The organism is Curtobacterium sp. MCPF17_003, from assembly GCF_003224385.1.
Taxonomy (GTDB): domain Bacteria; phylum Actinomycetota; class Actinomycetes; order Actinomycetales; family Microbacteriaceae; genus Curtobacterium; species Curtobacterium flaccumfaciens.
Window position 1 is genome coordinate 116,853 of record NZ_QKLC01000003.1, and the last position, 25,301, is coordinate 142,153.

Annotated in this window: 20 protein-coding genes; 10 read left to right on the forward strand and 10 right to left on the reverse strand. The window is 71.7% G+C overall.

Annotated features, from left to right (window positions below):
• Window positions 1-152: 152 nt before the first annotated feature.
• Window positions 153-2,279 carry a DEAD/DEAH box helicase gene (locus tag DEJ30_RS04550; RefSeq protein ID WP_071245021.1) on the forward strand — a complete coding sequence of 709 codons (2,127 nt, stop codon included), beginning with the start codon at window positions 153-155 and terminating at the stop codon, window positions 2,277-2,279.
• Window positions 2,280-2,400: 121 nt separating this feature from the next.
• Here DEJ30_RS04550 and DEJ30_RS04555 read toward each other — a convergent pair whose 3' ends face one another.
• Complete coding sequence (locus DEJ30_RS04555; protein WP_110859243.1) at window positions 2,401-2,673, reverse strand: mycoredoxin; 273 nt, start codon at window positions 2,671-2,673, stop codon at window positions 2,401-2,403.
• Between the two features lie 58 nt (window positions 2,674-2,731).
• Between DEJ30_RS04555 and DEJ30_RS04560 the strand changes: the two genes are divergently transcribed.
• Window positions 2,732-4,261: a CYTH domain-containing protein gene (locus tag DEJ30_RS04560; RefSeq protein ID WP_071405572.1), complete on the forward strand. Its 1,530-nt coding sequence runs from the start codon at window positions 2,732-2,734 to the stop codon at window positions 4,259-4,261.
• Window positions 4,262-4,375: 114 nt separating this feature from the next.
• On the opposite strand, the gene DEJ30_RS04565 is transcribed toward DEJ30_RS04560, so the two are convergent.
• Window positions 4,376-6,547, reverse strand: a complete 2,172-nt coding sequence (locus DEJ30_RS04565) for a S9 family peptidase (RefSeq protein WP_110859244.1) — start codon at window positions 6,545-6,547, stop codon at window positions 4,376-4,378.
• A 29-nt stretch (window positions 6,548-6,576) separates the two neighbouring features.
• On the reverse strand, window positions 6,577-7,776 hold the full coding sequence (locus DEJ30_RS04570; RefSeq protein ID WP_110859245.1) for a Fic family protein: 1,200 nt from the start codon (window positions 7,774-7,776) through the stop codon (window positions 6,577-6,579).
• Window positions 7,777-7,886: 110 nt separating this feature from the next.
• Between DEJ30_RS04570 and DEJ30_RS04575 the strand changes: the two genes are divergently transcribed.
• Window positions 7,887-9,086 (forward strand): amidohydrolase, encoded by a 1,200-nt coding sequence (locus DEJ30_RS04575; RefSeq protein WP_110859246.1) that lies wholly within the window; start codon window positions 7,887-7,889, stop codon window positions 9,084-9,086.
• A 168-nt stretch (window positions 9,087-9,254) separates the two neighbouring features.
• On the opposite strand, the gene DEJ30_RS04580 is transcribed toward DEJ30_RS04575, so the two are convergent.
• Together DEJ30_RS04580 and DEJ30_RS04585 are read right to left on the reverse strand one after the other, a co-directional pair.
• On the reverse strand, window positions 9,255-10,145 hold the full coding sequence (locus tag DEJ30_RS04580; protein WP_110859247.1) for an aminodeoxychorismate lyase: 891 nt from the start codon (window positions 10,143-10,145) through the stop codon (window positions 9,255-9,257).
• 76 nt (window positions 10,146-10,221) lie between these two features.
• The gene (locus tag DEJ30_RS04585) at window positions 10,222-10,572 is read right to left on the reverse strand and encodes a tryptophan synthase subunit alpha (RefSeq protein ID WP_027464736.1); all 351 of its coding nucleotides are present in this window, start codon (window positions 10,570-10,572) and stop codon (window positions 10,222-10,224) included.
• A gap of 64 nt (window positions 10,573-10,636) precedes the next feature.
• Between DEJ30_RS04585 and DEJ30_RS04590 the strand changes: the two genes are divergently transcribed.
• Window positions 10,637-11,161: an 8-oxo-dGTP diphosphatase gene (locus DEJ30_RS04590; protein WP_181420004.1), complete on the forward strand. Its 525-nt coding sequence runs from the start codon at window positions 10,637-10,639 to the stop codon at window positions 11,159-11,161.
• Window positions 11,162-11,199: 38 nt separating this feature from the next.
• Here the strand turns inward: DEJ30_RS04590 and DEJ30_RS04595 are convergent, their stop codons facing one another.
• The 3 genes from DEJ30_RS04595 to DEJ30_RS04605 form a co-directional block, all read right to left on the reverse strand.
• A complete protein-coding gene (locus DEJ30_RS04595; protein WP_027464737.1) occupies window positions 11,200-11,487 on the reverse strand; it encodes a hypothetical protein in 288 nt (95 codons plus the stop codon).
• 158 nt (window positions 11,488-11,645) lie between these two features.
• Window positions 11,646-13,034, reverse strand: a complete 1,389-nt coding sequence (locus DEJ30_RS04600; protein WP_110859249.1) for an ABC transporter permease — start codon at window positions 13,032-13,034, stop codon at window positions 11,646-11,648.
• Window positions 13,035-13,263: 229 nt separating this feature from the next.
• A complete protein-coding gene (locus DEJ30_RS04605; protein WP_110859250.1) occupies window positions 13,264-14,952 on the reverse strand; it encodes a sodium:proton antiporter in 1,689 nt (562 codons plus the stop codon).
• 115 nt (window positions 14,953-15,067) lie between these two features.
• Here DEJ30_RS04605 and DEJ30_RS04610 point away from each other — a divergent pair, with 115 nt between their 5' ends.
• The 3 genes from DEJ30_RS04610 to DEJ30_RS04620 all read left to right on the forward strand — a co-directional run bounded on the left by DEJ30_RS04610 (window position 15,068) and on the right by DEJ30_RS04620 (window position 19,025).
• A complete protein-coding gene (locus DEJ30_RS04610) occupies window positions 15,068-16,324 on the forward strand; it encodes an inorganic phosphate transporter (protein ID WP_035807670.1) in 1,257 nt (418 codons plus the stop codon).
• Entirely contained in the window at window positions 16,324-16,620 is a 297-nt protein-coding gene (locus tag DEJ30_RS04615) for a hypothetical protein (RefSeq protein ID WP_110859251.1), read from the forward strand. The genes DEJ30_RS04610 and DEJ30_RS04615 overlap by 1 nt, the downstream gene beginning before the upstream one ends.
• A 944-nt stretch (window positions 16,621-17,564) precedes the next feature.
• Window positions 17,565-19,025 (forward strand): aspartate ammonia-lyase, encoded by a 1,461-nt coding sequence (locus DEJ30_RS04620; RefSeq protein WP_258367025.1) that lies wholly within the window; start codon window positions 17,565-17,567, stop codon window positions 19,023-19,025.
• Between the two features lie 33 nt (window positions 19,026-19,058).
• On the opposite strand, the gene DEJ30_RS04625 is transcribed toward DEJ30_RS04620, so the two are convergent.
• Together DEJ30_RS04625 and DEJ30_RS04630 are read right to left on the reverse strand one after the other, a co-directional pair.
• Entirely contained in the window at window positions 19,059-20,144 is a 1,086-nt protein-coding gene (locus tag DEJ30_RS04625; RefSeq protein WP_110859253.1) for a YihY/virulence factor BrkB family protein, read from the reverse strand.
• A gap of 212 nt (window positions 20,145-20,356) precedes the next feature.
• The gene (locus tag DEJ30_RS04630) at window positions 20,357-21,676 is read right to left on the reverse strand and encodes an MFS transporter (protein ID WP_110859254.1); all 1,320 of its coding nucleotides are present in this window, start codon (window positions 21,674-21,676) and stop codon (window positions 20,357-20,359) included.
• A gap of 69 nt (window positions 21,677-21,745) precedes the next feature.
• Between DEJ30_RS04630 and DEJ30_RS04635 the strand changes: the two genes are divergently transcribed.
• From DEJ30_RS04635 to DEJ30_RS04645, 3 genes are all read left to right on the forward strand, one after another.
• The gene (locus DEJ30_RS04635) at window positions 21,746-22,117 is read left to right on the forward strand and encodes an FKBP-type peptidyl-prolyl cis-trans isomerase (RefSeq protein ID WP_110859255.1); all 372 of its coding nucleotides are present in this window, start codon (window positions 21,746-21,748) and stop codon (window positions 22,115-22,117) included.
• Window positions 22,117-22,953 carry an aldo/keto reductase gene (locus DEJ30_RS04640; protein ID WP_110859256.1) on the forward strand — a complete coding sequence of 279 codons (837 nt, stop codon included), beginning with the start codon at window positions 22,117-22,119 and terminating at the stop codon, window positions 22,951-22,953. The genes DEJ30_RS04635 and DEJ30_RS04640 overlap by 1 nt, the downstream gene beginning before the upstream one ends.
• A 78-nt stretch (window positions 22,954-23,031) precedes the next feature.
• A complete protein-coding gene (locus DEJ30_RS04645) occupies window positions 23,032-25,275 on the forward strand; it encodes an ATP-binding domain-containing protein (protein ID WP_258369816.1) in 2,244 nt (747 codons plus the stop codon).
• Window positions 25,276-25,301: the final 26 nt, after the last annotated feature.

Here is a 25,301-nt window from a genome sequence, read left to right on the forward strand (position 1 = left end):
CGCGGGAGTCCACCGGACGTCCCGAAGCGGGGACCGGCGATGCGGTGGGCCACGGTGGCCCGCAGCCGAACCGGAGCCGCGCCAGGCCCCGGTGCAGGACTTCCCGCCCCACGGGCGGATCGCCCCGACGTGTGGGCGGAACAGGAGGAGCGTTGGCTCGATCAGGCACCCGGCGTGCTGCCGGCGGGACGCGGACCGCGTCACGTCGCACCAGGCCGCTGGACAACGACGGCGTCATCCCCGTCCTCGCCCGCGCTGTGCGCGAGGTCGAGGCCGCGGCACAGCGCGGACCGCTCAAGGCATCGAACCGGACGAAGTTCCAGGCGGTCGCCCTGCTCATGCGCGAAGAGCGCGCGCGGGTGAAGGCCGACACGGAGCTCACCGACGCGCAGCGCGCCGAGCAGCTCAAGCGGCTCGACGGCGTGGCCACGATCCTGGCGAAGACGGCGGCGCGCGACACCAGCGTCATCCAGCTCCTCGCCGAAGAGGTGCAGGTGTCCGAGGCGACGCGTGCGGTCAAGCGCGACATGATGATCGCCGGCGGCATGGAACTGCAGCCGGAGGACCTCGTCATCGCGTCCGAGCCCGCCGCGGTGGTCGAGACCCCGGTGCGGGCCGTCGTGCCGCAGGCGGTCGTGCAGCGCCAGCTCGCGAACCCGTTCATGCCGCCGGACTTCGCCCTCGCCGACCAGCCCGTCGCGCACCCGCGTCGCCTGGCGAACTGGGAACTGTTCGGACCGCTGTTCAAGTCGTTCGAGTACGGCGCGGGCGGGGGAGCGGCGTCGATGCCGCTGCCGGAACCCACGACGCTGCACTCGCGCTCGGGCACCACGCTCATGAAGCACCAGGCGGAACTCGTCGCCGCCGCGGCGCAGGGGCACCGCACGTTCCTGCTCGCCGACGAGCCCGGCCTCGGCAAGACCGCACAGTCGCTGCTCGCCGCCGATGCCGCGAACGCGTTCCCGCTGCTCGTCGTCGTGCCGAACGTCGTGAAGACGAACTGGGCGCGTGAAGCCGAGCGGTGGGTGCCGAACCACCGCGCCACGGTGATCCACGGGGACGGCAACGACCTCGACGGGTTCGCCGACATCGTCATCGTGAACTACGAGATCCTCGACCGGCACGCCGGGTGGCTCGGCAACTTCGGGTTCAAGGGGATGGTCGTCGACGAGGCGCACTTCATCAAGAACAAGGACTCGCAGCGCGCCCGGTTCGTGCTGCAGATCGCCGAGCGCATCCGGCAGCGCACCGCCGCGCCGCTGCTCATGGCGCTGACCGGTACCCCGCTGATCAACTCGGTCGAGGACTTCCGCACCATCTGGGAGTACCTCGGCTGGATCGACGACAAGAAGCCGCGCGCGAAGCTCATGAACGAGCTCGAGGAGATCGGCCTGACGCCGGCCGACCCCGGCTTCTTCGTCGAGGCTCGCCGCGCCGTCATCGACCAGGGCATCGTCCGACGCCGCAAGGTCGACGTCGCCGCGGACATCCCCGCCCGCCGGATCGCCGACATCCCCGTCGAGCTCGACGGTGACGAGGGCCGCTCCATCCGCGACGCCGAGCGCGAGCTCACCGCGAAGCTCGTCCGGCGCTACCACCAGGCGCTCGACGCTCGCACCGGGCAGGACCCGGTCGTCGGCATCGACCACAAGCTGGTCCGCCAGGTCGCGCGCTGGGAGCTCGAGGACCAGGACGCCTCGTCGACCGGCGAGAACGTGTTCTCGATGGTCCGCCGCATCGGCCGGGCCAAGGCCCAGCTCGCGGCCGACTACGCGGCACAGCTCGCCTCGAACGTCGGCAAGGTCGTGTTCTTCGCGAAGCACCTCGACGTGATGGACCAGGCGGAAGAGGTGTTCGCCCGTCGCGGGCTGCGCACCGCCACGATCCGCGGCGACCAGACCCCGACGCAGCGCACGGCCGAGATCGACTCGTTCGTGAACGACCCCGACGTCGCCGTCATCGTCTGCTCGCTGACCGCGGCCGGGGTGGGCCTGAACCTGCAGGTGTCGTCGAACGTCGTGCTCGCCGAGCTGTCGTGGACGAGCGCCGAACAGACCCAGGCGATCGACCGTGTGCACCGCATCGGGCAGGAAGAGCCCGTCACCGCGTGGCGCATCATCGCCGCGCAGACGATCGACACCAAGATCGCCGAGCTCATCGACTCGAAGGCGTCCCTGGCCGCCCGCGCGCTCGACGGTTCGGACGAAGAGGTCGTCGACTCCGGCGACATCCAGCTCGACGCGATGGCCGCGCTGCTGACCGAGGCGCTCGGCGGCTAGGGCCGGCGCGCGGCGCTGTTCCGGACAGCAAAACACCGGTGTTCGTGCACTGAACCGCGTCATGCGCGTGTTCGGAGCGTGAACACCGGTGTTCTGCGAAGGGGCGCCGCGGCGCGACCGCTCAGATGCGGGACTGCACCTCGGCCAGGGACGGGTTGGTCGCCGTCGAGCCGTCGGGGAACACCAGCGTCGGCACGGTCTGGTTGCCGCCGTTGACCTCGGCGACGAGCTCGGCCGTGCCCGGGGTCTGCTCGATGTCGACCTCGGTGAAGGGCACCCCGGCCTTCGACATCTGGTTCTTCAGCCGGGCGCAGTAGCCGCACCACGTGGTGGTGAACATCGTGACGCCGCCGGCTCCGGGCGTGAACTGCTCGCGGGTGATCGTGTCGCTCATCCCTGCAGGCTAACCCCGGGTGCGGGGAAACCCCGCAGTGCCTGGTAGACAAGAGCGTGTGAGCCACACGCACCTCGAGATCGAGCGCACCTACGACCTGCCCGAGGGCGGTGCCCTCCCCGACCTCGTCGGCGCGGGCGGCATCCTCCGCACCGAGCACCAGGAGCCGTTCGAACTGGACGCGACCTACTGGGACACCGAGCGGTACGACCTGGTGGCCGCGCGGGTGACCGTGCGCCGCCGCACCGGCGGCCCCGACGCCGGTTGGCACATCAAGCGCTCGGAGTCGGACACGGTCCGCCACGAGCAGCAGTTCCCCCTGACCGACGACGCCGACACGGTGCCCGACGAGGTCCTCGCCGCGCTCTTCACGGAGCGTCGTGGCCGCGGGCTGCGTCCCGTCGTCCGGATCACCACCACCCGCACCGTCACACGACTGCTCGACGAGGACGGCGACCAGATCGCCGAGCTCGCCGACGACCAGGTCACCGCCCAGCGCCTCGACGACGACGCTCCGGAGACCCCGCGCACCTGGCGCGAGGTCGAGGTCGAGACCGTCGACGGCGTCGACCCGCAGATCGCCCACGAGCTGTTCGCGGCCCTCGACGGGCGCTTCGCGGCCGTCGGCGCCGGCCCCGCCGCCGTCGCGTCCAAGCTGGCACGGGGGCTGGCAGGAGCACCGGCACCGCGCCTCCAGACCGAGGAGAAGCCGGCCAAGGGCACGACCGCACGCATCCTGGCGAAGCGGGTGCGCAAGCTGCGTGTCGCGCTGCTCGGTCAGGAGGCCCGGCTCCGCTCCGGCGACACGGCCGACCTCCGGCAGGCGGCCGACACCACCCTCGAGATCGCGGCGATCCTGGGCGCCTACCGCCCGGCGTTCCCCGACGGCGAGGCCGTCGACCGCGCCGCCGAGGCGGCGGACGGCCTGGCGGGCGTCACCGCGCGTGCGGCGCTGGCCGAGTACCTGATCGACCGGCTGCCGCGGGCGTCGTCGCCGGCGCAGGACGACCTGGTCGACGCGATGACCCGTGAGCGCATCCTCGCCTCGACCCGGGAACGTCGCGACCAGGCGGTGCGGGACGTCGTCGCGTTCCTGCACGGCGAGCCGTTCCTCGAACTGCTCGACGCCCTCGACGACGCTGCCGAGCGTCCTGCGCCGACGGCGTGGTCGCTCCGCGCACCGAAGCAGGTCGCGCAGGACGTCGGCGCCGACGTGAAGCCGCGCGTGCGCGAGCTCGTCCGGGCCGCCGTCGCCGACGACACCTCGGACACCGCCGCCGAGCGCGAGGCCGCTGACCGGACCACCACCGAGGCCGCGTGGCAGGAGACGATGCGCGCCCGGATGGCGATGGACGTGCTCGGCGACGACGCGTTCCCGCACGCGCTGTGGAAGCGGATCGGCACCGCGGCCGACGTGCTGACCGAACGGGTGCGGTCCCTGCACGCCCTCGACATCCTGCGGGCGAACGCGGCGATCGCGGAGCGCGGGGGTGAGGGCACGTTCGGGTACGGGGTGCTCGCGGGGGACCGGGTGCGCCTGGCCGAGGAGTCCTACGACGAGGCGGTGCACGCGCTCAACCGCGTGTGAGCGCGGTGCGGGCGCTGCGTGCGCCGCTGTTCGCCGCTGTTTGCTTGGTGAGCAGAAGAGGTCGGGTCCCGCTTCGGACCCGACCTCTTCTGCTCACGAAGTGCGCGGAACGGCTCAGCCCGCGGCGATCGGGTTGGCGGTCGCGGCGGCCGGCGTCTCGTCGGCGAGCCCGAGCACGTCGAGCAGCCAGGCGAGTTCGAACGCCCGCTCCTTCCACGATGCGTACCGCCCGCTCACGCCACCGTGGCCGGCGGACATCTCGGTCTTCAGCAGCACGGGCGCGCCGACCTCGCGGAGCTTCGCGGTCCACTTCGCGGGCTCGACGTAGAGCACGCGGGTGTCGTTGATCGAGGTCACGGCGAGGATCCGCGGGTACTGCACGTCGTCGCGGACGTTCTCGTACGGGGTGTACTCGCTCATGTAGCGGTAGACCTCGGCGTCGTGCAGCGGGTCGCCCCACTCGTCCCACTCGATGACGGTGAGGGGCAGGTCCGGGTCGAGGATGCTCGTCAGCGCGTCGACGAACGGCACGGCGGCCAGGATGCCGGCGAACCGCTCGGGTGCGAGGTTGGCGACCGCACCCATCAGGAGCCCGCCCGCGCTGCCGCCCTCGGCCACGAGCCGGTCGGCGCTCGTCCGGCCGGACTCGATCAGGTGCTCGGCGACCGCGACGAAGTCGGTGAACGTGTTCTTCTTCGTCAGGGTCTTGCCGTTCTCGTACCAGTGCCGGCCGAGCTCACCGCCACCACGGACGTGCGCGACGGCGAAGACGACACCGCGGTCGAGCATCGACAGGCGCATGACGCTGAAACCGGGGTCGATCGAGTGCTCGTACGAGCCGTAGCCGTACAGGTGCAGCGGTGCCGGGGCGCCGTCCTCGACGGCGTCACGACGCCAGACGAGCGAGATCGGCACACGGGTGCCGTCCGACGCGGTCGCCCAGTCACGTTCCTGCACGTAGTCGGCCGGGTCGTAGCCGCCGAGCACGGGCTGGCGCTTCAGGACGGTGACCTCGCCGGTGGCCAGGTCGAGGTCGCTGACCTCGGAGGGGGTGACGAACGACGTGTACCCGATGCGGAGGGTCGGCTGCTCCCACTCCGGGTTGCCGCCGAGACCCGCCGAGAACAGTGCTTCGTCGAAGGGGACCTCGTGCGCGTCGCCGTAGCCGTCGCCCTCGATCGGGATGATCGCGACGCGGGGGAGCGCCTCGGACCGGTACTCCAGGGCGAGGTGTCCGGCGAAGGCGTCGACCGACTCGATGCGGCGCTCGGTGTGGTGTGCCACGACGACGCGGCGGTCACGCTCGGACGTCGGGTCGTCGGCGGGGACGTCGACGAGCTCGAAGTTCTCGGCGCCGTCGTTGTGCAGCACCAGGAACCGGTCGCTGCCGCCGACGATGGCGTGCTCGATCTCGTACTCGACGCCCTCGCGACGGGGCCAGACGACCTGGAACTCACCCGTCGGGTCCGCGGCGTCGAGGACGTGCGCCTCGGACGTGATCTTCGAGCCGAGCTCGATGACGATGTACTGCGAGGAGCGGGTGACACCGACACCGACCCAGTAGCGGTCGTCGGGCTCCTCGAACACCAGGACGTCCTCAGACGCCGCGGTGCCGACCGTGTGCCGCCAGATCTTGTCCGGACGCCAGGACTCGTCGACCGTGGGGTAGAACACGTAGCGTCCGGCCGGGTCGAAGGTGGCGCCGGCCCCGGTGTTCGGGATGGCGTCGCCGAGGTCGGTCCCCGAGGCCAGGTCCCGCACGTGCAGGGTGTACCGCTCGTCACCCTCGACGTCGATGCCGTAGACCAGGCGGGTGCCGTCGTCGCTGATGTCGTAGGTGCCGAGGGAGAAGAACTCGTGGCCGTCGGCCAGCGCGTTGCCGTCGAGGACCACCTGCTCGCCGGGGAGCGTCGACTCGCCCTCGACGACGGCGGGCGGTGTCCAGTCGTCGCGGCCGGCGATGGGTGTGCGGCAGTGCACGCCGTACTGGCTGCCCTCGGCGGTGCGGGTGAAGTACCACCAGTCGCCCATGCGGACCGGCACCGAGAGGTCGGTCTCCTGCACGCGGCTCTTCACCTCGGCGAAGATGCGGTCCCGCAGCGGCGCGAGGTGCGCGGTCGCGGCGTCGGTGTGGGCGTTCTCGGCTTCGAGGTACGCCAGGGTGTCGGGGGATTCCTTGTCCCGCAGCCACTCGTAGTCGTCGACGAAGTCGATGCCGTGGTGGGTCCGTGTCACGGGCCGCTTGGCGGCGCTGGGCGGGGTGGATGCGGTGTGCTCGTTGCTCACCGTCCCACCCTATTCGCCCGCACCCCCGGTCAGGCCGCCGTGCGCTCGCGCCCGCCCACAGCGGCGTGCACCCGCTGCTCGAACGCCTCGAGCTCGGCGACCACGGCGGGTGCGACCCACGCGCGGTCGCGGCGTCGACCGGTGACCGGACGGAGCACTCCCGCCAGCACCAGGTCGTGCGTGACGCGCTCGACCTCGTCGGCGGTGAGCAGGGTGTCCAGGTGCGCTTCGGTCAGGACGGGGTCGTCGGCGAGTGCCCGGCCGACCACGGCGTGCGGGCCCGAGGCACAGGGGCCGGCGGACCGGTCGGCGTCGTGCTCGGCGAGCAGCAGGGCGCTCAGCGTCGCCTCGTCGCACACCGTCCCGATCGCGAGGGCCAGGTCGACCACGAACCCGGTGACCCGGCCGTCGCGGAACTGCTCCAGGTGCCGGAAGTACCGCAGCCGGTCCGCCGCGAGCGCGGTGGCGACCGGTGCCGTGAGCGTCGTCGTCACCCCGCGTCGCCGCAGGACGGCCCCGATCAGTGCCCGCCCGATCCGACCGTTGCCGTCGGTGAACGGGTGGATCGACTCGAACTGCGCATGGGCGATCGCCGCCTGGGCGATCGGGTGCAGGTCCACGCGGTGCACGAACGCGAACAGGTCGGCCATCAGCGGTGCCACGAGTTCGGGCGGCGGTGGCACGTGGACGGCGTCGCGGGGTGTGGCGCCGCCGCCGATCCAGTTCTGCACCTCGCGGTACCGGCCGGCGTACCGTCCGTCGACCGGATCGTCGCGCATCAGCAGGCGGTGTGCCTCGAGCAGGGAGGCCTCGGTGACGGTGCCCGAGTCCGCTCCGGACACCAGGTGCTCGACGGCGCCGCCGGCCCGGACGACCGCGGTGGCACCAGCGTTCGCCCGGATGCCGACGAGGGCCCGTGCCAGGTCGTCGATCGTCGCGGACTCGTCCTCGATCCGCGACGACGCGACGGCTTCGGTCCGGCCGAGCACGGACCCGAGCGGTGCGAGCCGCGAGCCGTGGCGGACGTCGAGGGTGCGCAAGGCCGTGGCGCTCCGGTCGAGCAGCGCGACGGTCTCGTCGTCGGGTGTCCACCGAGCCCTCGCGATGGACGGGGGCAGCGACACCCGCACGGTGGTCACCAGCCGGTCGTCGCGGCACCCGCGGACGGTGCTCCGCCACGGTCGCTCGGTGCGCTGGTGCGCGGGCCAGGTCTCGCTTCGGTGTGCCATCCCGCGACGGTAGGGCCGCCCGGACGCTCGACGCCAGGAATCGGTGTTTCGCCCGCTCGCCCCCAGGCCCGCCCGGAGCCCGACCGCGCCCTCCGCGTACCGTTGGTGCCATGAGCAACTCCTTCGCGATCACCGGTGCCCACGTCGTCCCCGTCTCCGCCCCCGCCTTCGACGGCGGCGCGGTCGTCGTCGAGGACGGCCGGATCACCGCGATCGGTCCGGACGTGACCCCGCCCGAGGGGATGCCCGTGGTCGACGCAGCCGGTTCGTGGCTGGTGCCCGGGTTCGTCGAGGCGCACGGCCACGTCGGCATCCACGAGGAGGCCAACGGTGAGGCGGGCAACGACACGAACGAGATGACCGCCCCGAACACGGCCGGCGTCCGCGCGATCGACGCGATCGACATCGACGACGAGGGCTTCCGGGACGCGCTCGCCGGCGGGATCACGAGCATCGTCGTCAAGCCCGGCTCCGGCAACCCGATCGGCGGTCAGAGCGTCGCCATCAAGACCTGGGGCGGCCGCACGATCGACGAGCAGCTCATCTCCGACTCGGTGAGCGTGAAGAGCGCCCTCGGCGAGAACCCGAAGCGCGTCTACGGCGGCAAGGGCCAGACGCCCTCGACCCGGCTCGGTGTCGCGAAGATCATCCGCGACGCCTTCGTCGAGGCGCAGAACTACCGGGCCGCCCGTGACGCCGCCGCCGCGAAGGACGAGCCGTTCGCCCGCGACCTGACGAAGGAGACGCTCGTCCGGGTGCTCGACGGCGAGCTCGTCTGGGACCAGCACACCCACCGTCACGACGACATCGCCACCGCGATCCGCCTGTCCGAGGAGTTCGGCTACCGGCTCGTCGTGAACCACGGCACCGAGGCGCACAAGATCGCCGACGTGCTGGCCGCCAAGGACATCCCGGTCATCTACGGCCCGCTCTTCACCAGCCGCTCGAAGGTCGAGCTCCGCGACCGCGGCATCCCGAACCTCGCCGCCATCGCGGCGGCCGGTGTCCGGGTCGCCATCACGACGGACGCGCCGGTCGTGCCGATCAACATGCTCGTCGACCAGGCGACCGCCGCCGTGAAGGAGGGCCTGCCCGCCCAGACCGCACTCGAGGCGCTCACGGTCAACCCGGCCGAGTTCCTCGGGTTCGGGGACCGCGTCGGTCGCCTGGCCGAGGGCTACGACGCCGACCTCGTGCTCTGGGACGGCGACCCGCTCGACGCGACCAGCCGCGCGACGCGCGTCTGGATCGACGGCGAGCCCGTCTTCACGTGGGCCGACGGAGCCGGCGTCACCACGCCGCGCTGGTAGCGAGCACGACACGCAACTGGAGGCGCGGTGCCAGCTGGCACCGCGCCTCCAGTCCGTCGTGGACCCACGCCGCATTTCGCGGTGCGCGACACCTCACGCGCACGCCGCCCCGTGACGTGTCGCTCAGCACGAAACGCGCGCGGCGCACGCGGCGGGGGCGCCGTGTGCTCAGACCTCGCGCGCCAGCAGGTGGTCGTTGATGCGCGTCGTGAGCTCGGCGTCGATCGGACGTGCGTCGCCGTTCACCGAACGGATCGGCGCAGCCTGCCGCACACTCGACACGAGCCAGAGCGCGTCCGCCGCCGCCAGGTCGGCGAGCGTGACGAGTTCGTAGGCGGTCTCGATGCCCTCCTGCTCAGCGAAGCGGAACACGTCGGCCTGCGTCGTGCCGGCCAGGATCCCGATGTCGGTGCGGGGCGTGACGAGCCGGTCGCCGACCTTCATGATCAGGTTGGCGCGCGTGCCCTCGAGCACGTAGCCGTCGTTCGAGACGAACAGGGCGTCGTCGGCGCCGCGGCGGACGGCCTCGCGCAGGGCGGCCATGTTGACGCCGTACGACAGCGTCTTCGCGCCCTGCAGCAGCCACGGCGAGGTGCGCTCGACGTCGTGCCGGTACCCGCGGTCCAGGACGACGACGGAGATGCCCTCGGTGCGTGCGGCCGTGGAGTCGCCCGACGGCGCGGCGTAGACCCACCCGGTCGGGCGGTCGGTGCCCTCGACGCCGCGGGTCAGGACGGTCTTGGCGAAGGCCTCGCGCACCGGGTCGAGGCGGGCGCAGACGGCCTCGATGGCCTGGCGCCAGGCCTCCGGGTCGGGGGCGGGCAGGTCGAGCATCGCGGCGGAGCGGCCGAAGCGGGCGAGGTGCGCCTCGAGGGCCTGGGGCCGGCCGTCGATCACCGTGATCGTCTCGAACACGCCGTCGCCGCGCGTGACGCCGAGGTCCTGCACCTGCACGTGCTCCTCGAGCGGCTTCGCCCAGGTGAAGGCATCGGCCGCGGGGTCGTGCGGCGCGGCGTCGCGGGAGGGCTGGTTGAGGACGGCGAGCACGGTTTCGGTCATGCGTCCATCCAACCCCACGCGGGTGCGTGCGTGCGCGGTGCCGCGGTGTGCGCGCGTGCGTGCGCCGGCGCGCGCGTCAGCCCGCTTCGGGCAGGGCGCCGAGCAGCTTCCACACGGCGGGCGTCAGCTCGGGGTGCTGCAGCGCGATCCGGCGCAGCCGGTGGTACTCCTCGCCGAGCCTGGTGCCCTGCCCGGACGCCGGGTGGCTCGACCACTGCGCGTGCCGCTTGCCGATCGCCTCGTCCAGGTCGACGGCGTCCGCGCGCAGGATCAGCACGACCTGCTCGTCGACGGTGGGGAGCGTCGGCATGAACTCCCACGGGTCCTCGCCCTGACGGCTCCGGTGCTCGACGAGCATCGAGATCTCCTCGGCGGCCTCGGCGCGCAGCACTTCGAGGCTGCGCCCGGTCCTGCGGGGCTCAGCCATGGTGCCCCCGCAGCACGCCTGCCATGGGGAAAGCGTACGACACTCCATCGGTCACACTGGACGCGTGACCCTTCGCGACGAGAGCAAGTCCCAGCATCCCCGGGTGGTGGTCGTGTACCTGCTGCGCGACGGCGAGTCAGGCCCCGAGGTGCTGCTGGGGGAGAAGCGCCGCGGCCTCGGCACGGGCCGTCTGGTCGGCCCCGGCGGCAAGCGCGAGCCCGGTGAGTCGGCGGTCGAGACCGCCGTGCGCGAGGTGCGAGAAGAGGTCGGCCTGCGGCTCGACGCGGTCGACCTGGAGGCCCGTGGCACGTTGGACTACCGGTTCCCGTACCGACCGTCCTGGTCCCAGGTCTCGGACGTCTTCGTCTGCCGCCGCTGGCAGGGCGACCCGTCGGGCTCGGACGAACTGGAGCCGCGGTGGATCCCCGTCGACACCGTGCCCTACGACGCGATGTGGGACGACGCCCGCTACTGGCTGCCGGGGGTGCTCGCCGGCGGCAGCGTCCGCGCGCGGTTCACGTTCGCCGAGGACGACGCGACGGTCGCCGGGTTCACCGGGACGGGCGTCGGCGTCGACGCGGGAGACTAGCGGCCAGCGGCCAGCGGCCAGCGGCCAGCGGCCAGCGGCTAGCGCGGCTGCTGGGTGCGGGTGCTGCCGGTGCGCGCTTCCTCGGCGGCGGCCATGACGTCGGCGTCGCCGCTCCGGCCACCCAGGGGTCGCACGAAGAAGTCGATGATGCCGACGACGATCGCGCCGATCATCGAGAACATCGCCCACCCGACGAACAGCCCGGCGGTGCCGCGGCCGTCGGCGGGCGCGAGCAGGACGCTCGCGGCGTAGAAGCCGACCGTCAGCACGAGGAACACGACGACGACGGTGATGAGGACGCGGTGCCAGGTGATGCGCGGGTTCATCCGATCAGGATACGCGTCAGCGGCACCTCACCGATCCGCGTGCCGGCACGGATGATGCACGCGCATCATGCGACAGAACTCGCGTCGTTCGACTGGTGCACTGTCGGAACATGCGCAAGCAGTCGGTCTGCGCGAGCGGTGCGACCGTCAGGAACGAGCTACCGGTCCGCGTGCCGGCCGTGCGGCGGCTCGTCCGACGTGTCGGACCGAGCCGACGCCCTGGAGCCCTCGGTGCGTGGGACGGGACGCGTGCGCGGTCCGGTCCCCGCGCCTCCTGGCCGTTGCACCGGGCCGGTGCGGTCCCCGGGGCGCTGCACGGCGATGCGACCGGTCGGTGTCGCGTCCGGCTCCAGGCCGTCGCGACCGCCGGTGAAGACGTCGCCGCCGGTGCGGTCGTCCTCCCAGTCGTCGTCGCGCAGCACGCTCAGGGTGCCGGTCTCGGTGGAGGTCAGGCCGTGGCGCTCGAGCTCGGCGTCGCGCTGCCCACCGAGGAACTCGCGGTTGGCGGTGTTGGCGTCCTGGAACATCGTGGTCCTGCCGGTGACGATCGCCCGGATCCGTCGGCGCTCCCACCACTTCTTGCCGAAGTACATCAGCACCAGGCCGGCCGTGGCGTAGCAGGCCATCGTGATCAGGCCGCGGGCCGGGCCGGGGCCGACGCCGTAGACCTGGTGCTTGATCATGTCGACCATGCTCGAGCCGACGACGACGTTGTTCAGCCAGGCGAAGGGCTCGGGCATGAACCACTTCGGGTAGGCGCCGCCGGACGAGGGCATGGACAGGAAGACGAAACAGATCATCGCGGGCGCGGCGATGAACCGGCCGACGAAGTAGCTCAGGCCGTTCACCGCCAGGCCGATCGCCACGATCCAGCCCCACGCGATGAGCACGAGCTGGATCCAGTGCCCGTGGATGGCACCGAGCACCGGCCCGGCGAGCGTGTTCGTGATGAGCGAGATGACGAGGCCGCCGACCACGATGACCGTCATCCGTGTGCGGTGCCGGAGCGGGCCGCCCATGATGCCGATGAACATCGCGACCATGTAGCCGCCGATGCACCACGCGAGCATGACGTACATCGCGACGGTGCCGTACTCGTCCCACGCCGGCAGGGGTGCGAGCTCGGTGACCTTCGGGGTCGCGACGCCCAGGCCGGTCAGCACCGCGGTGAGGGTGGCCGGTACGAGGCTCGCGACCTGGAACTGGTGCGCGCTCGCCTTGAAGAACTCGTTCGCAGCGGGGTCGTACGCGACCGCCATCGAGCCGCCCACCACGTCGCGCTTCGCCTGCGCGAGCGAGTCGTACGAGTGGAACACGAACTCGCCGGGCAACGCCTGCTGCACCGCCTGGACGAACGCCGGGTCGCTGCCGATCAGGGCGATGGGGACGTCGTGCGGATGCGGGGCGTGGAACGCGAAGACGTAGCACAGGCAGAACCCGACGATGAAGAACAGCGGCATCCAGAGCTGCAGGCCGATCAACTGCAGCGACGGGTGCAGGGTCGAGTACCACCGGCGGTAGGCACCGTGCTGCTGGGGCGCGGGCACCGGAGCCTGTCGTCGGGGTACCGAACGCGTGTGCCCGGCGACCTTGCCACCACGACGCGGCTTGGTCCCACGTGCCGAGGGGCGGGTCCCGCGCGGCTTCGGCGGCGTGGGACGGGAACCGCCGGGGCGCTCCGGTCCGTCGTCGTTCCTGGGGACGTCGTTCCGCGGCGTGCTCACTCGGCGCTCTGCTCCTGCTCTCGATCGGAGCGCCAGGATACGCCCGGGGTGCTCAGGAGCGACTGCGCGACGCCTGCGCCGAGTCCATCGCGAGTTCCTCGGCGTCGAGGGTCACGAGCACACGGCGCATGACCTCCTCGTCGAGGTTCCCCTTCTCCCGCTCCTCGAGCACGATCTCGCGGCGGCGGTCGAGGAGCTCGCGCCGGATGTCCTGGATCTGCGAGCCACGCAGGCGCAGTGCGACGTTCCGCCCCTCGTCCTCTTCTTCCTCGGCGTCCTGACGGAACGTCTCGGCCTGACGCTCGAGTCGCGCCTTCAGCCGGTTCACCACCGAGTCGACGGCTTCCGAGCCGTACTGCTTCGCCCACGCCGGACGCCGCTTCTCGAGCAGCTCGATCGCGGCCTCGGTGGTGCGCTGGTTGAGCCGCATCTCGCTGCGCACGTCCTCCTCGCCCTCGGCCGGGTCCTGCACCTTGAGCGCGCGGATGACGAACGGCAGGGTGAGTCCCTGCAGCAGCAGGGTGCCGACGGTGACGAAGAAGGCGATGATGAAGATCGTGTCCTGCGCCGGGATCTGCGTGGGGCTCGCGACGACGGACACCGCAGCCGCCAGGGTCACCACACCGCGCATGCCCGTCCACGAGATGACGGTGAGCTCCCGCCAGTTGAGCTTCGGCTCGGCGGAACCGCGCATCCACCGCAGCGACGGGTGTCCTCGGGACAGCTTGATCCGCAGCGGCCGGAGCCACTTCCCGTTGATGCGGTTGCGCGCGTAGGACTCGAACACGAACAGCGGCCGCACCAGGATCACGACGACGAGCACGACGGCCGCAGCGGTGAGCGTCTGCCCGAGACTCCGCTCGCTCTCGACCAGGTCCTGCACGACGGTGTTGAGCTGCAGGCCGATGAGCGCGAACACGAAGCCCTCGAGGATGACGTCGATGCTCGTCCAGAGCGGACGCTCCTGCAGTCGGGTGGCGTAGCCCTCCTTGGGCGAGTTGTAGCCGATGTACAGGCCGGCCGTGACGACCGCGATGACCCCGGAGCCGGACAGGTCCTCGGCGAGGATGTAGGCGACGAAGGGCAGCAGGATGCTCATGATCGTCTCGACCACGGGGTCGTTGATGCGCATCCGGATCCAGTGCACGACGACGCCGAGCACGATGCCGACGACCAGACCGACGCCGATCGCCAAGCCGAAGATGCCGAGGTCCTGCCAGATCGTCAGTGACGTGCCCGCGATGATGAGCGTGAACACCCGCACCAGGGTCAGCGAGGCCGCATCGTTGATCAGGCTCTCGCCGGACAGCACGGTCATGACGCGCCGGGGCAGTCCGAGCTTCCGACCGATCGCGGCGGCGGACACGGCGTCCGGCGGCGCGACGATCGCGCCGAGCAGGATCGCCGCAGGCAGGGTCATGTCCGGGATGAGCAGGTACGCCACCCCGCCGACGACCAGGGCGGTGACGATCACCAGGAAGATGCCGAGCCGTCGGATCTGCTTGATCGAGCCGCGGAAGCTCTGCCACGACACGTCGAGGGCGGCCGAGTAGAGCAGCGGCGGCAGGATCACCGTGAGGATGACCTCGGAGTCGATCTCCATCGGCGGCAGCCCGGGCAGGAACGAGGCGGCCAGGGCGACCGCCGTGACGAGCAGTGGAGCGGGGAGTCCCTTGGCCCGGGCGAACCCCGTCACCGCGAGCGATCCGATCAGCAGGATGAGGAGCTCAGCGGTGTCCATGGACGCATTCTCCCATCGGCATGGTTCCGAAGCTGAACGAGCGTGAAGCTGCGGTGAACGACAGGTTGCCGATCAGGTTTGCTCGAAGGGCCGACGCCTGGGACACTTGCCCGCGGTGGACATCACACTCATAGTCGTCCTGGTCATCGCGTTGGCCCTCTTCTTCGACTTCACAAACGGTTTTCACGACACCGCCAACGCGATGGCGACCCCGATCGCGACCGGCGCCATGAAGCCCAAGGTGGCGGTCACCGTCGCTGCGGTGCTCAACCTGGTCGGTGCGTTCCTCAGCACCGCCGTGGCGACGTCGATCTCGCACGGGTTGATCAACGAGGGGCCCGGTGGCGTCGCCATCAGCCCGGAGATGATCTTCGCGGGCCTGATCGGGGCAGTCGTCTGGAACATGATCACGTGGCTCCGTGGGCTGCCGTCGTCGTCGTCGCACGCACTGTTCGGCGGGCTGATCGGTGCCGCGATCGTCGGCGCCGGGTTCCAGTCGGTCAACTACGTCGCGCTGCTGACGGTCGTGATCATCCCGGCGTTCGCCTCGCCCGTGATTGCCGCGCTCGTGTCGTTCCTGTCGACGCGCATCGCGTACCGGATCACGAAGCGTCCGGTGTTCCCGAACGAGCGCGGCGGGTTCCGCATCGGGCAGGTCTTCACCAGCTCGATGGTGTCCCTGGCACACGGCACCAACGACGCGCAGAAGACGATGGGTGTCATCACGCTGACCCTCATCGCCTCGGGCGCGCAGTCGTCGAACCAGGGCGTGCAGTTCTGGGTCGTCGTCGCCTGTGCCCTCGCGATCGCCCTCGGTACCTACACCGGCGGTTGGCGCATCATCCGCACCCTCGGCTCGGGCATCACCGAGATCCGTGCGACGCAGGGCTTCGCCGCCGAGGCCTCGACCGCCGCGACGATCCTCGCCTCCAGCCACCTCGGCTTCGCGCTGTCGACCACGCAGGTGTCCTCGGGGTCCATCATCGGTGCCGGGCTCGGCCGTCGTGGCTCGAAGATCCAGTGGTCGACCGCCGGCAAGATCGTCATCGCCTGGTTCATCACCCTGCCCGCGGCCGCCGCGGTCGGTGCGGTCGCCTCGGGCATCGCCCGCCTCGGCGTCATCGGGCTCGTGCTCGACGCCGTGATCGGAGCCGTCGTCATCCTCGGCCTGTACCTGTGGTCGCTCCGCAAGCCGCACGAGCAGGCCTCCGCGATCGAGGTCGACGTCGCCGCGAACGCGGTCCTGACCCGCAAGGAGCTGCGTGACATGCAGCGCAAGAAGCGTGCCGACGCGGTCGCCCAGCGTCGCGCCGAACTGAGCCGCGAGCGCACGCTCCGTCGCATGGCGGCCCGCAAGGGAGGCCGTCGCTGATGGGCATCGACTGGTTCGCATTCCTCACCGTGGCGCTCGTCGCCGTGGTCTCGTCGTGCTTCGTCGTCGCCGTGTACTCGGTCGGCCTCCGTTTCTGGAGCGCCGCCGACACCCGCGAAGGCAAGTTCACCGTGAAGGACGACGGCACGATCGGCCCGGCCACCGCCGGCTTCCCGAACCCGGCCGGAGCCTCGGCGGCCGCACGTGCGCTCCGTGCCGCGGCCATCGCGTGCTTCGTCGTGTGCGGCGCCGTCGTGCTCTACGGCATCTACCTCATCGTCCCGCAGTTCCACTGACGGGCACGCTCACCGGGTGAGCAGAAGACGCCGGGTCGCCCCTCGCGACCCGGCGTCTTCTGCGTCCGCTGCTCGAACTGCGCACTTCGGGAGCAGAAGCGGCCGGGTCGCGGTCTGCGAGCCGACCCGTTCTGCTCACGACGTGTGCGCGAGGGCGCCCAGGCGTGAGCACGGTGCGAGCGGGCGAAATGCCCGCGCCTTCGCGCGCTTGCACCCCGGTCTTTCGCCCGCTCGCGGCGGGGCGTGACCGCGGGTCGGACGGGAGGCCCGTGGCGGCTTGGCACCGGGCCTCCAGGCCGTCGCGTGGCGAGCGGGCGAAATGCCGCGGTGCGCTGCGGAGGCAACCCCGGTATTCCGCCCGCTCGCGCGGGCGGGGCGTTCTTGGTGAGCAGGAGATGTCGGGTCGCGGTCGGCGGCCCGACCCGTTCCGCTCACGAAGTGTGAGGGCGCCCACCTCGGGCGTGCGCCCCTGGCGCGAGCGGGCGAAATGCCCGCGTCTTCGCGCGCGGGCACCCCGGTCTTTCGCCCGCTCGCGGCCGGGCGTGACCGCGGGTCGGACGGGAGGCCCGTGGCGGGTTGGCACCGGGCCTCCAGGCCGTCGCGTGGCGAGCGGGCGAAATGCCCGCGTGCGTTGCGGAGGCGACCCCGGTGTTCCGCCCGCTCGCGCAGGCGGCGCGTTCGGTGAGCAGAAGATGTCGGGTCGCCGTCTGGGACCCGACATCTTCTGCTCACGAAGCGACGGGAGGCCCGTGGCGGCCTGGCACCGGGCCTCCAGGCCGTCGCGTGGCGAGCGGGCGAAACGCCCGCGTGCGGTGCCGAGGCGACCCCGGTATTCCGCCCGCTCGCGCAGGAACGCCGCCGGTCCCACCAGCCCCGGCGCGTTCCCGGACCGGCCGGACGGACGGGACTAGCCTCGACGTGTGACCGGCAACGAGGAGGCACCTGTGACGACGACGACGCGGACCGAGAGCGACTCGCTGGGATCACGGGAGGTCCCGAACGACGCGTACTGGGGCATCAACACGTTGCGGGCACTGGAGAACTTCCCGATCACCTCCGTTCCGATCGCCGTGTACCCGGACCTCATCGAGGCGCTCGTCACGGTGAAGCAGGCTGCGGCGCGGGCGAACCGGGCGATCGGTGTCCTCGACGAGGAGCGCGCCGATGCGATCGACCGCGCGGCGCAGGAGGTCCGCGACGGGGCCCTCCGCGAGCAGTTCGTCGTCGACGTCGTGCAGGGCGGTGCGGGGACGAGCACGAACATGAACACGAACGAGGTGCTCGCGAACCGGGCGCTCGAACTCCTCGGACGGGAGCGGGGCGACTACGCGTACCTGCACCCGATCGACCACGTGAACCGCAGCCAGTCGACGAACGACACGTACCCGACGAGCATCAAGATCGCGATGATCTTCGGCGTCCGCCGTCTGATCGTGCAGCTCGAAGAGCTCTCCGCGGCGTTCGCCGAGCGGGGCCGCGCCTTCGCCGACGTGCTGAAGGTGGGCCGGACGCAGTTGCAGGACGCGGTGCCGATGACCCTCGGGCAGGAGTTCACCGGCTTCTCGCACACGATCCAGGAGGACGCGGACCTGCTCCGCAAGGTGATGCCGCTGCTCGCCGAGATGAACCTGGGCGCGACGGCGATCGGCACCGGGATCACCGCGGACCCGCTCTACCGTGACGAGGTCCGTCGGCAGCTGCAGGAGGCGAGCGGCATCGACGTCGTCACCGCCCCCGACCTCATCGAGGCGACGAGCGACGCCGGTGCGTTCATGACCCTGTCCGGCACCGTGAAGCGCAGCGCCGCGAAGCTCTCGAAGATCTGCAACGACCTGCGGCTGCTGTCGTCCGGTCCGCAGGCGGGTCTCGGCGAGATCACCCTGCCGGCTCGCCAGGCCGGCTCGTCGATCATGCCGGGCAAGGTCAACCCGGTGATCCCCGAGGTCGTGAACCAGATCGCCTACGCGGTCGCCGGGGCCGACACCACCGTGACGATGGCGGCGGAGAGCGGGCAGCTGCAGCTCAACGCCTTCGAGCCGATCATCGCCCACTCGATCCTGCAGTCACTGCAGTGGATGTCCCGCGGCTGCGCGACCCTGCGTGAGCACTGCGTCGTCGGCATCGAGGCGAACGAGGCGAAGCTCGCGGCCCAGGTCGACACGAACGTCGGCGTCGTCACCGCGCTCACGCCGTACATCGGGTACGCCGCGGCGGCGTCCATCGCGCACACGGCGCTGACCACCTCGACGCCGATCTCGACGCTCGTCGTGGCCGCGGGGCTGATGGAGGAGGACCAGGTCATGCGGGTGCTCAGCCCGGCGCGGCTGTCGGGCATCGAGCTGGCGACGGGCGCGATCCCGATCATCACCGAGGAGATGCTGGACGCCGAGGCGCGCAAGCGCTGACGCGGGGCGCCCGCGGGCCCACGCACCCACCCGTCACGGCAGCGGCCGCTCGCCCACCCGCACCTGCTGCGCCAGCGCCCGCAGGTGCTCCTCGCCCGGGGTCGGCTCGGCGTCCTCTTCCTCGGCCACCCGCGCGGCCTCGGCCCGGACGTGCTGCGCGGCCGCGATGTCCTGGTCCCGCCAGCGCGCGAGCGTGAAGTTCCGCGTGACGTCCCGCAGCGGCAGCCGGATCGACTCGTCCGCCTCGATGCCTGCGAGCAGTTGCCGCATCCGGATCACCTCGGAGTCGAGCTCCCCGCCGACCACGAGCACGAAGTTCGAGATGTACAGGTACACGAGCAGCAGGATCGCGCCACCGAGCCACCCGTAGGCGCGGTTCCCGCCACCGAGGGTCTCCACGTAGAGCGCGAACCCCACCGTGGCGACGGCCCAGGTCACGATCGCGAACGCGGCACCGGCCGACACCCACCGCAGCTGCGGGGTCTTCACGTTCGGCGTCGCGTAGTAGAGCACCGCCACCATGACGACGAGGTCGGCCGCGAGCACCGGCCACTTCACCACGTTCCACACGTCGTCGATCCAGGGCGCCCACCCGAGCTGTCGGATGACGGCCTCGGAGATCGTCGGCGTGCCGAGCAGGATGACGATGGCGACGGCGCCGCCGACCATGACGAGCAGCGTGACGAGGAGCATCATGCTGCGGAACTTCCAGATCCGCCGGCCCTCCTCGACCTCGTAGGCGGTGTTCATCGCCCGTCCGAACGCCGTCGCGTAGCCGGACAGTGACCAGAGCGTCAGCACGACGCCGATCGTGAACCCGAGCCAGGGGTTGTCCAGGGTCAGCAGCTGCCGGAGCGGCCCCTCGAGGTGCTCGGCGGTCTCCGGCCTGACGATGAACCCGAGGACCTGGACGATGTCCGTCAGGCTGTCGCCCTTGCGGTCGACGATCGACAGCGCCGACACGACCGCCAATGCGGTCGGGAAGACCGTGAGCAGGGCGAAGAACGTCAGCGACGCGGCCGCGTCGACGACGCGGTGCCGGATGACCGAGTGGTAGGTGCGCCGGACGACGGCACGGACTCCGGTCCGCTGGAGGTCGCGCGATGCGCTGTCCGGCATGTGTCGTACGGTACCCGACACGTGCGGTCCTGGAGGCGCGGTGCGGGCCCGCCTCGCGCCTCCGGTCCTGGGGTGGTCGCGTCCCACCCGCAGCCCGCGTAGCCGAGTCTCGCCCCGGCGGACAGTCTCCCGCGCGTTCGGCCGCGGAACTGTCCGCGTAGCCGAGTCTCGGCGAGGCGAGTCGAGGCGACCCGACCGCACCGCACCGCCTGTCAGTTGGCGTGGGGGTGCAGCGCGTCGTAGCGGCGGAACGACGGGACCATCCGGAGGAGCAGCGCGACGAGGCCGATGATGAGCACGCCGCCGATGACCGGCGGGTACGCGATGCCGGCCGCGACGACCAGGCCGGCGTACAGGTCGCCGAGCCGCGGGCCGCCCGTGACCACCACGATGAAGATGCCCTGCAGCCGACCGCGCATGCCGTCCGGCGACGCCGCCTGCAGGATCGTGTTCCGGAACACCGAGCTGACGTTGTCCGCGCCGCCGGCCATCGCCAGGAACAGCGCCGCGAGCCCGAGTGCCGGCAGGATCTCGACGCCGAACGCCTCGCCCGAGCGGCCGCCGAGCACGTGCGCCAGCGCGATGACCACACCGAACGCCGCGATCGCGCCGCCGTACGCGGTGATGGCCCAGCCGACGGCCTCACCCTGGCGTCGGACGTGCCCGAGCGGCCCGGAGAACACGCTCGACAGCAGCGCCCCGATCGCGTACGCGGCGGTCAGGGTCCCGACGGTGATCGACCCACCGCCGATGACGAGCGCGCCGATCGCGGGGAACAGCACACGCGGCTGCCCGAAGGTCATCGCGACGATGTCGAGCACGAACGTCATCGTGATGTTGCGTGACCGCCGCAGGAACTTCGCGCCCTCGATGAGCGAGCCGAGCCCGGGCCGCAGTGCGTCGTGGTCGGCGGCCATCCGGGGCAGCGTGAACACCCCGAGGAACGCGAACGTGAAGAGCACGACGTCGATCGTGTAGGTCGGCGCGAACCCGACGCTCGCGATGAGCACGCCCGCGATCGCCGGACCGACGGTGACCTGGAACCCCGACGCGATCCCGCCCAGGGCGCTCGCCGCGGGCAGCAGGTCGGTGCCGACGAGCCGCGGGACGATGGCGGAGCGGGAGGCGTTGCTGACGGTGGCGGCCACGGCGTTGACCGTCGCGAGCACGTAGAGCAGTGCGACGCTGTGCAGGTCGAGCCAGGCGTGCGTGGCGATCAGGGCGACGGCGACCCACGCGATCATCGACGACACGAGCGCGACGAGGCGTCGGTCGAAGGCGTCCGCGAGCATGCCGCCGTACAGGCCGGCGACGATCATCGGCACGAGCGCGATGACACCCACCAGGGCCACGGCGAAGGTCGAGCGGGTGATCTCGTAGACCTCGAGCCCGACGGCGACGGTGGTCATCTGGGTACCGATGCCGGCGATCGCGGTGCCGGCCCAGAGCCGGGCGAAGGCGGGGGAGCGGCGGAGCGGGGTGAGGTCGGCGAGCAGGCGGCGGCGCGGCGGTGCGGGAGTCGATGGTGTCACGGTGGAACCATTCTGCGGGCTGGACGCTCGTTGCGCGTGCCCGGTGCGCGCTCTGGTTGACTGATCGGCATGACTGACCTGAACAGCAAGCCCGAGTTCGACGCCCCCGAGGGCCCCGCCCCCACCGAGCTCGTCATCACCGACATCGTCGAGGGCTCCGGCGAGGAAGCGTCGTCCGGCTCGACCGTCAAGGTCCACTACGCCGGCGTCGAGTACGAGACCGGCGAGGAGTTCGACAGCTCCTGGAACCGCGGCGAGCCCATCGACTTCCCGCTCGCGGCCCTGGTGCGCGGCTGGCAGGAGGGCATCCCCGGCATGAAGGTCGGCGGCCGACGCAAGCTCGTCGTCCCGCCGGAGCTCGCCTACGGACCCGCCGGCGGTGGCCACTTCCTGTCCGGCAAGACCCTTATCTTCGTGATCGACCTGCTCGGGGTCCGCTGATGCAGGTCGGCGCCCCGACGATCGAGCTGAACGACGGCCACCGGTTCCCGGAGCTCGGCCTCGGCACCTACGGCCTGAACGGCGACGAGGGCGCGGCGGCGGTCGGCACCGCGATCACGAGCGGCTACCGGCTGCTCGACACGGCGCTGAACTACGGCAACGAGGACGCCGTCGGCCGCGCCGTCCGCGAGTCCGAGGTGGCACGCGAGGACCTCGTCGTCACGTCGAAGCTGCCCGGCCGGCACCACGGCTACGACGAGGCACACCGCTCGATCGACGAGACCCTCGGCAACCTGGGGCTCGACCACGTCGACCTGTACCTGATCCACTGGCCGAACCCGTCGGTGGACAAGTTCGTCGACACCTGGAAGGCGTTCGTCGACCTCCGTGACAGCGGCAAGGTCCGCTCGATCGGCGTCTCGAACTTCACGCCGGAGCACCTCCGCCGGATCGTCGACGCCACCGGGGTCGCCCCGGCCGTCAACCAGGTGGAGCTGCACCCGTACTTCCCCCAGGCGGAACTGCGGAAGGTGCACCAGGAGCTCGGCATCGTGACCGAGAGCTGGAGCCCGCTCGCGAAGCGGTCGGAACTGCTCACCGAGCAGCCGATCGTCGACGCCGCCGCCGCGCACGGTGTGGCCCCCGGCCAGGTCGTGCTGCGCTGGCACGTCCAGCTCGGTGCCGTGCCGGTGCCGAAGTCGGGCGACGCCGCCCGCCAGAAGGAGAACCTCGACGTCTTCGGCTTCGAGCTGACCGACGACGAGGTGCAGGCGATCTCCGCGCTCGAGCGCGGTCGCCTGTGGGACGGCGACCCGGACACACACGAAGAGATGTGACTCCGACGCGACCCTTCGGGGACAGCGGGGCTCCCGGTGGGCAGTACACTGGTTCCCCCTCTTCCCGAAGGGTTGCGTGTGTCCGAACCGACCGAGATCGACCGTGAACGCGGCTACGTCGACGGCCTCTTCCGTCGTCTCGACGAGCTGACCGCCGAGGCCGAGCAGCGCCTCGCCGAGACCCGCCGACAGGCGGTCGGCGGGAACCACCAGAGCCGCAGCGAGCGCGACGCGTACGCGCGGCTCTACGAGGACACCGTCGCGACGCTCGAGCGGGTGGGCGACCGCCTGGTCTTCGGCCGGCTCGAGGTCGCCGAGCCCGACAACTCCGACGACACCTTCCGGTACATCGGCCGCGTGGGACTGCGCGACGCCGAGCACCGGCCGCTGCTGCTCGACTGGCGCGTCCCCGGCGCCAGTGCCTTCTACCAGGCCACCGCCGCGCACCCGATGGGCATGCGGTCCCGCCGGCACCTGTCCCTGCAGGGTCGACGGGTGGTCGGCGTCGAGGACGAGGTGTTCGACGCCTCGCTCTACGACGACGAGCGCACCCACCTGCAGGGCGAGGGAGCGCTGCTCGCCGCGGTCACCGCCGAGCGCACCGGCCGGATGACCGACATCGTCGCGACGATCCAGGGCGAGCAGGACCGCATCATCCGCTCCCCGCTCGAGGGCGTGCTCATCGTGCAGGGTGGCCCCGGCACCGGCAAGACCGCCGTGGCGCTGCACCGGGCCGCCTACCTGCTCTACTCGTACCGCGAGCGGCTGCGGGGATCCGGCGTGCTCATGGTCGGTCCGTCTCCGGCGTTCCTGACGTACATCGAGCAGGTGCTCCCGTCGCTCGGCGAGACCGGTGTCGTGATGGCGTCGCTCGGCTCGCTCTACCCGGGCGTGCACGCGACGACGCACGACACCCGCGACGTCGCCGCCGTGAAGGGCGCCGCGCAGACGGCGTCGCTCCTGCGCCGCGCGGTGCGCTCGCGCCAGGTCGTGCCGACCGAGTCGGTCACGCTCGACATCGAGGGCGAGCGGCTCGTCGTCCCGCCGCAGCTCGTCGCCGACGCGATGAAGCGTGCGCAGGACCGCGGCAAGCCGCACAACGCCGCCCGCGTCACGTTCAACAAGATCGCCCTCGACGCGATGACCCGCCTGCTCGCCGAGCAGCTGCGGGAGCGCGGTACCACGGTGGACGAGGCCGACGCGAAGGTCCTGCGCGAGGACATCCGGAGTTCGTACGACGCCCGGGTGCTGCTCAACACCGCGTGGTTGCCGTTGCCGCCGGAGAAGTTCCTCGAGGACCTCTACGCCCGGCCGAACTGGCTCGCCTCGCTCACCCCCGACTGGACCCCGGAACGCCGTGCCCTGCTGCAGCGCGCCCGCGGCACGGCCTGGACCGTCGAGGACGTCCCCCTGCTCGACGAGGCCGCCGAACTGCTCGGCCCGTTCGACCCGACCGGCGGCGCCGCCAAGCGCGCGGCGAAGGCCAGCCGGAACCGCGACGTCGAGAACGCCCGCCAGGCCATCGAGAACATGGGTGTCGAGGGCATCGTCAGCGCCGAGCAGGTCGCCGGCTCGTTCGCCGAGGGCGGCGACCCCCGCTCCACGGCCGAGCGCGCCGCCGACGACCGCGAGTGGACCTACGGGCACATCGTCGTCGACGAGGCGCAGGAGCTGTCGCCGATGCAGTGGCGCGTGCTCGCCCGCCGCAACCCGCTGCGCTCGTTCACGATCGTCGGCGACATGGCGCAGGGTTCCTCGCCGGGTGCCGCACGCACCTGGGACGACGTCATCGGAGCGCTCGCGCGTCGCCGCCGCGGCCGTGCGCCGCAGGTGCCGCTCGACCACCGCATCGAGCAGCTCACGGTGAACTACCGCACCCCGCGCTCCATCGTCGAGGCCGCCGGGGCCTTCGCGGACAGCGCCGGCCTCACGGTCACCCGCAACGAGGCCGTGCGCGACGGCGACCCCGTCGAGCGCGTCCGCGTCGCCCGGGCCGACCTGCTCGACACCGTCGTGGCGGTCGCCGACGCCGAGCGTGCCCGGATCGGCTCCGGCACCATCGGCGTCATCGTCCCCGAGTCCCAGGTCGACACGATCCGGCAGCGGCTCGCCCGCACCGAGGCGGACGTCCGGGGGCTCGCCTCGCCGAACGCCGGCTCGCTCACGGTGCTGACGGGTGCGGACGCCAAGGGCCTGGAGTTCGACGGCGTGCTGCTCGTCGACCCGGACGGCGTGGGGGCCGATGCCGCCCGTGCCGCCGCCGCGGTGTACGTCGCGATGACGCGTCCGACCCGTCGCCTGACGGTCATCGACGTCGACTGACGGTCGTGTGCGCGTCCCCGCGCGCT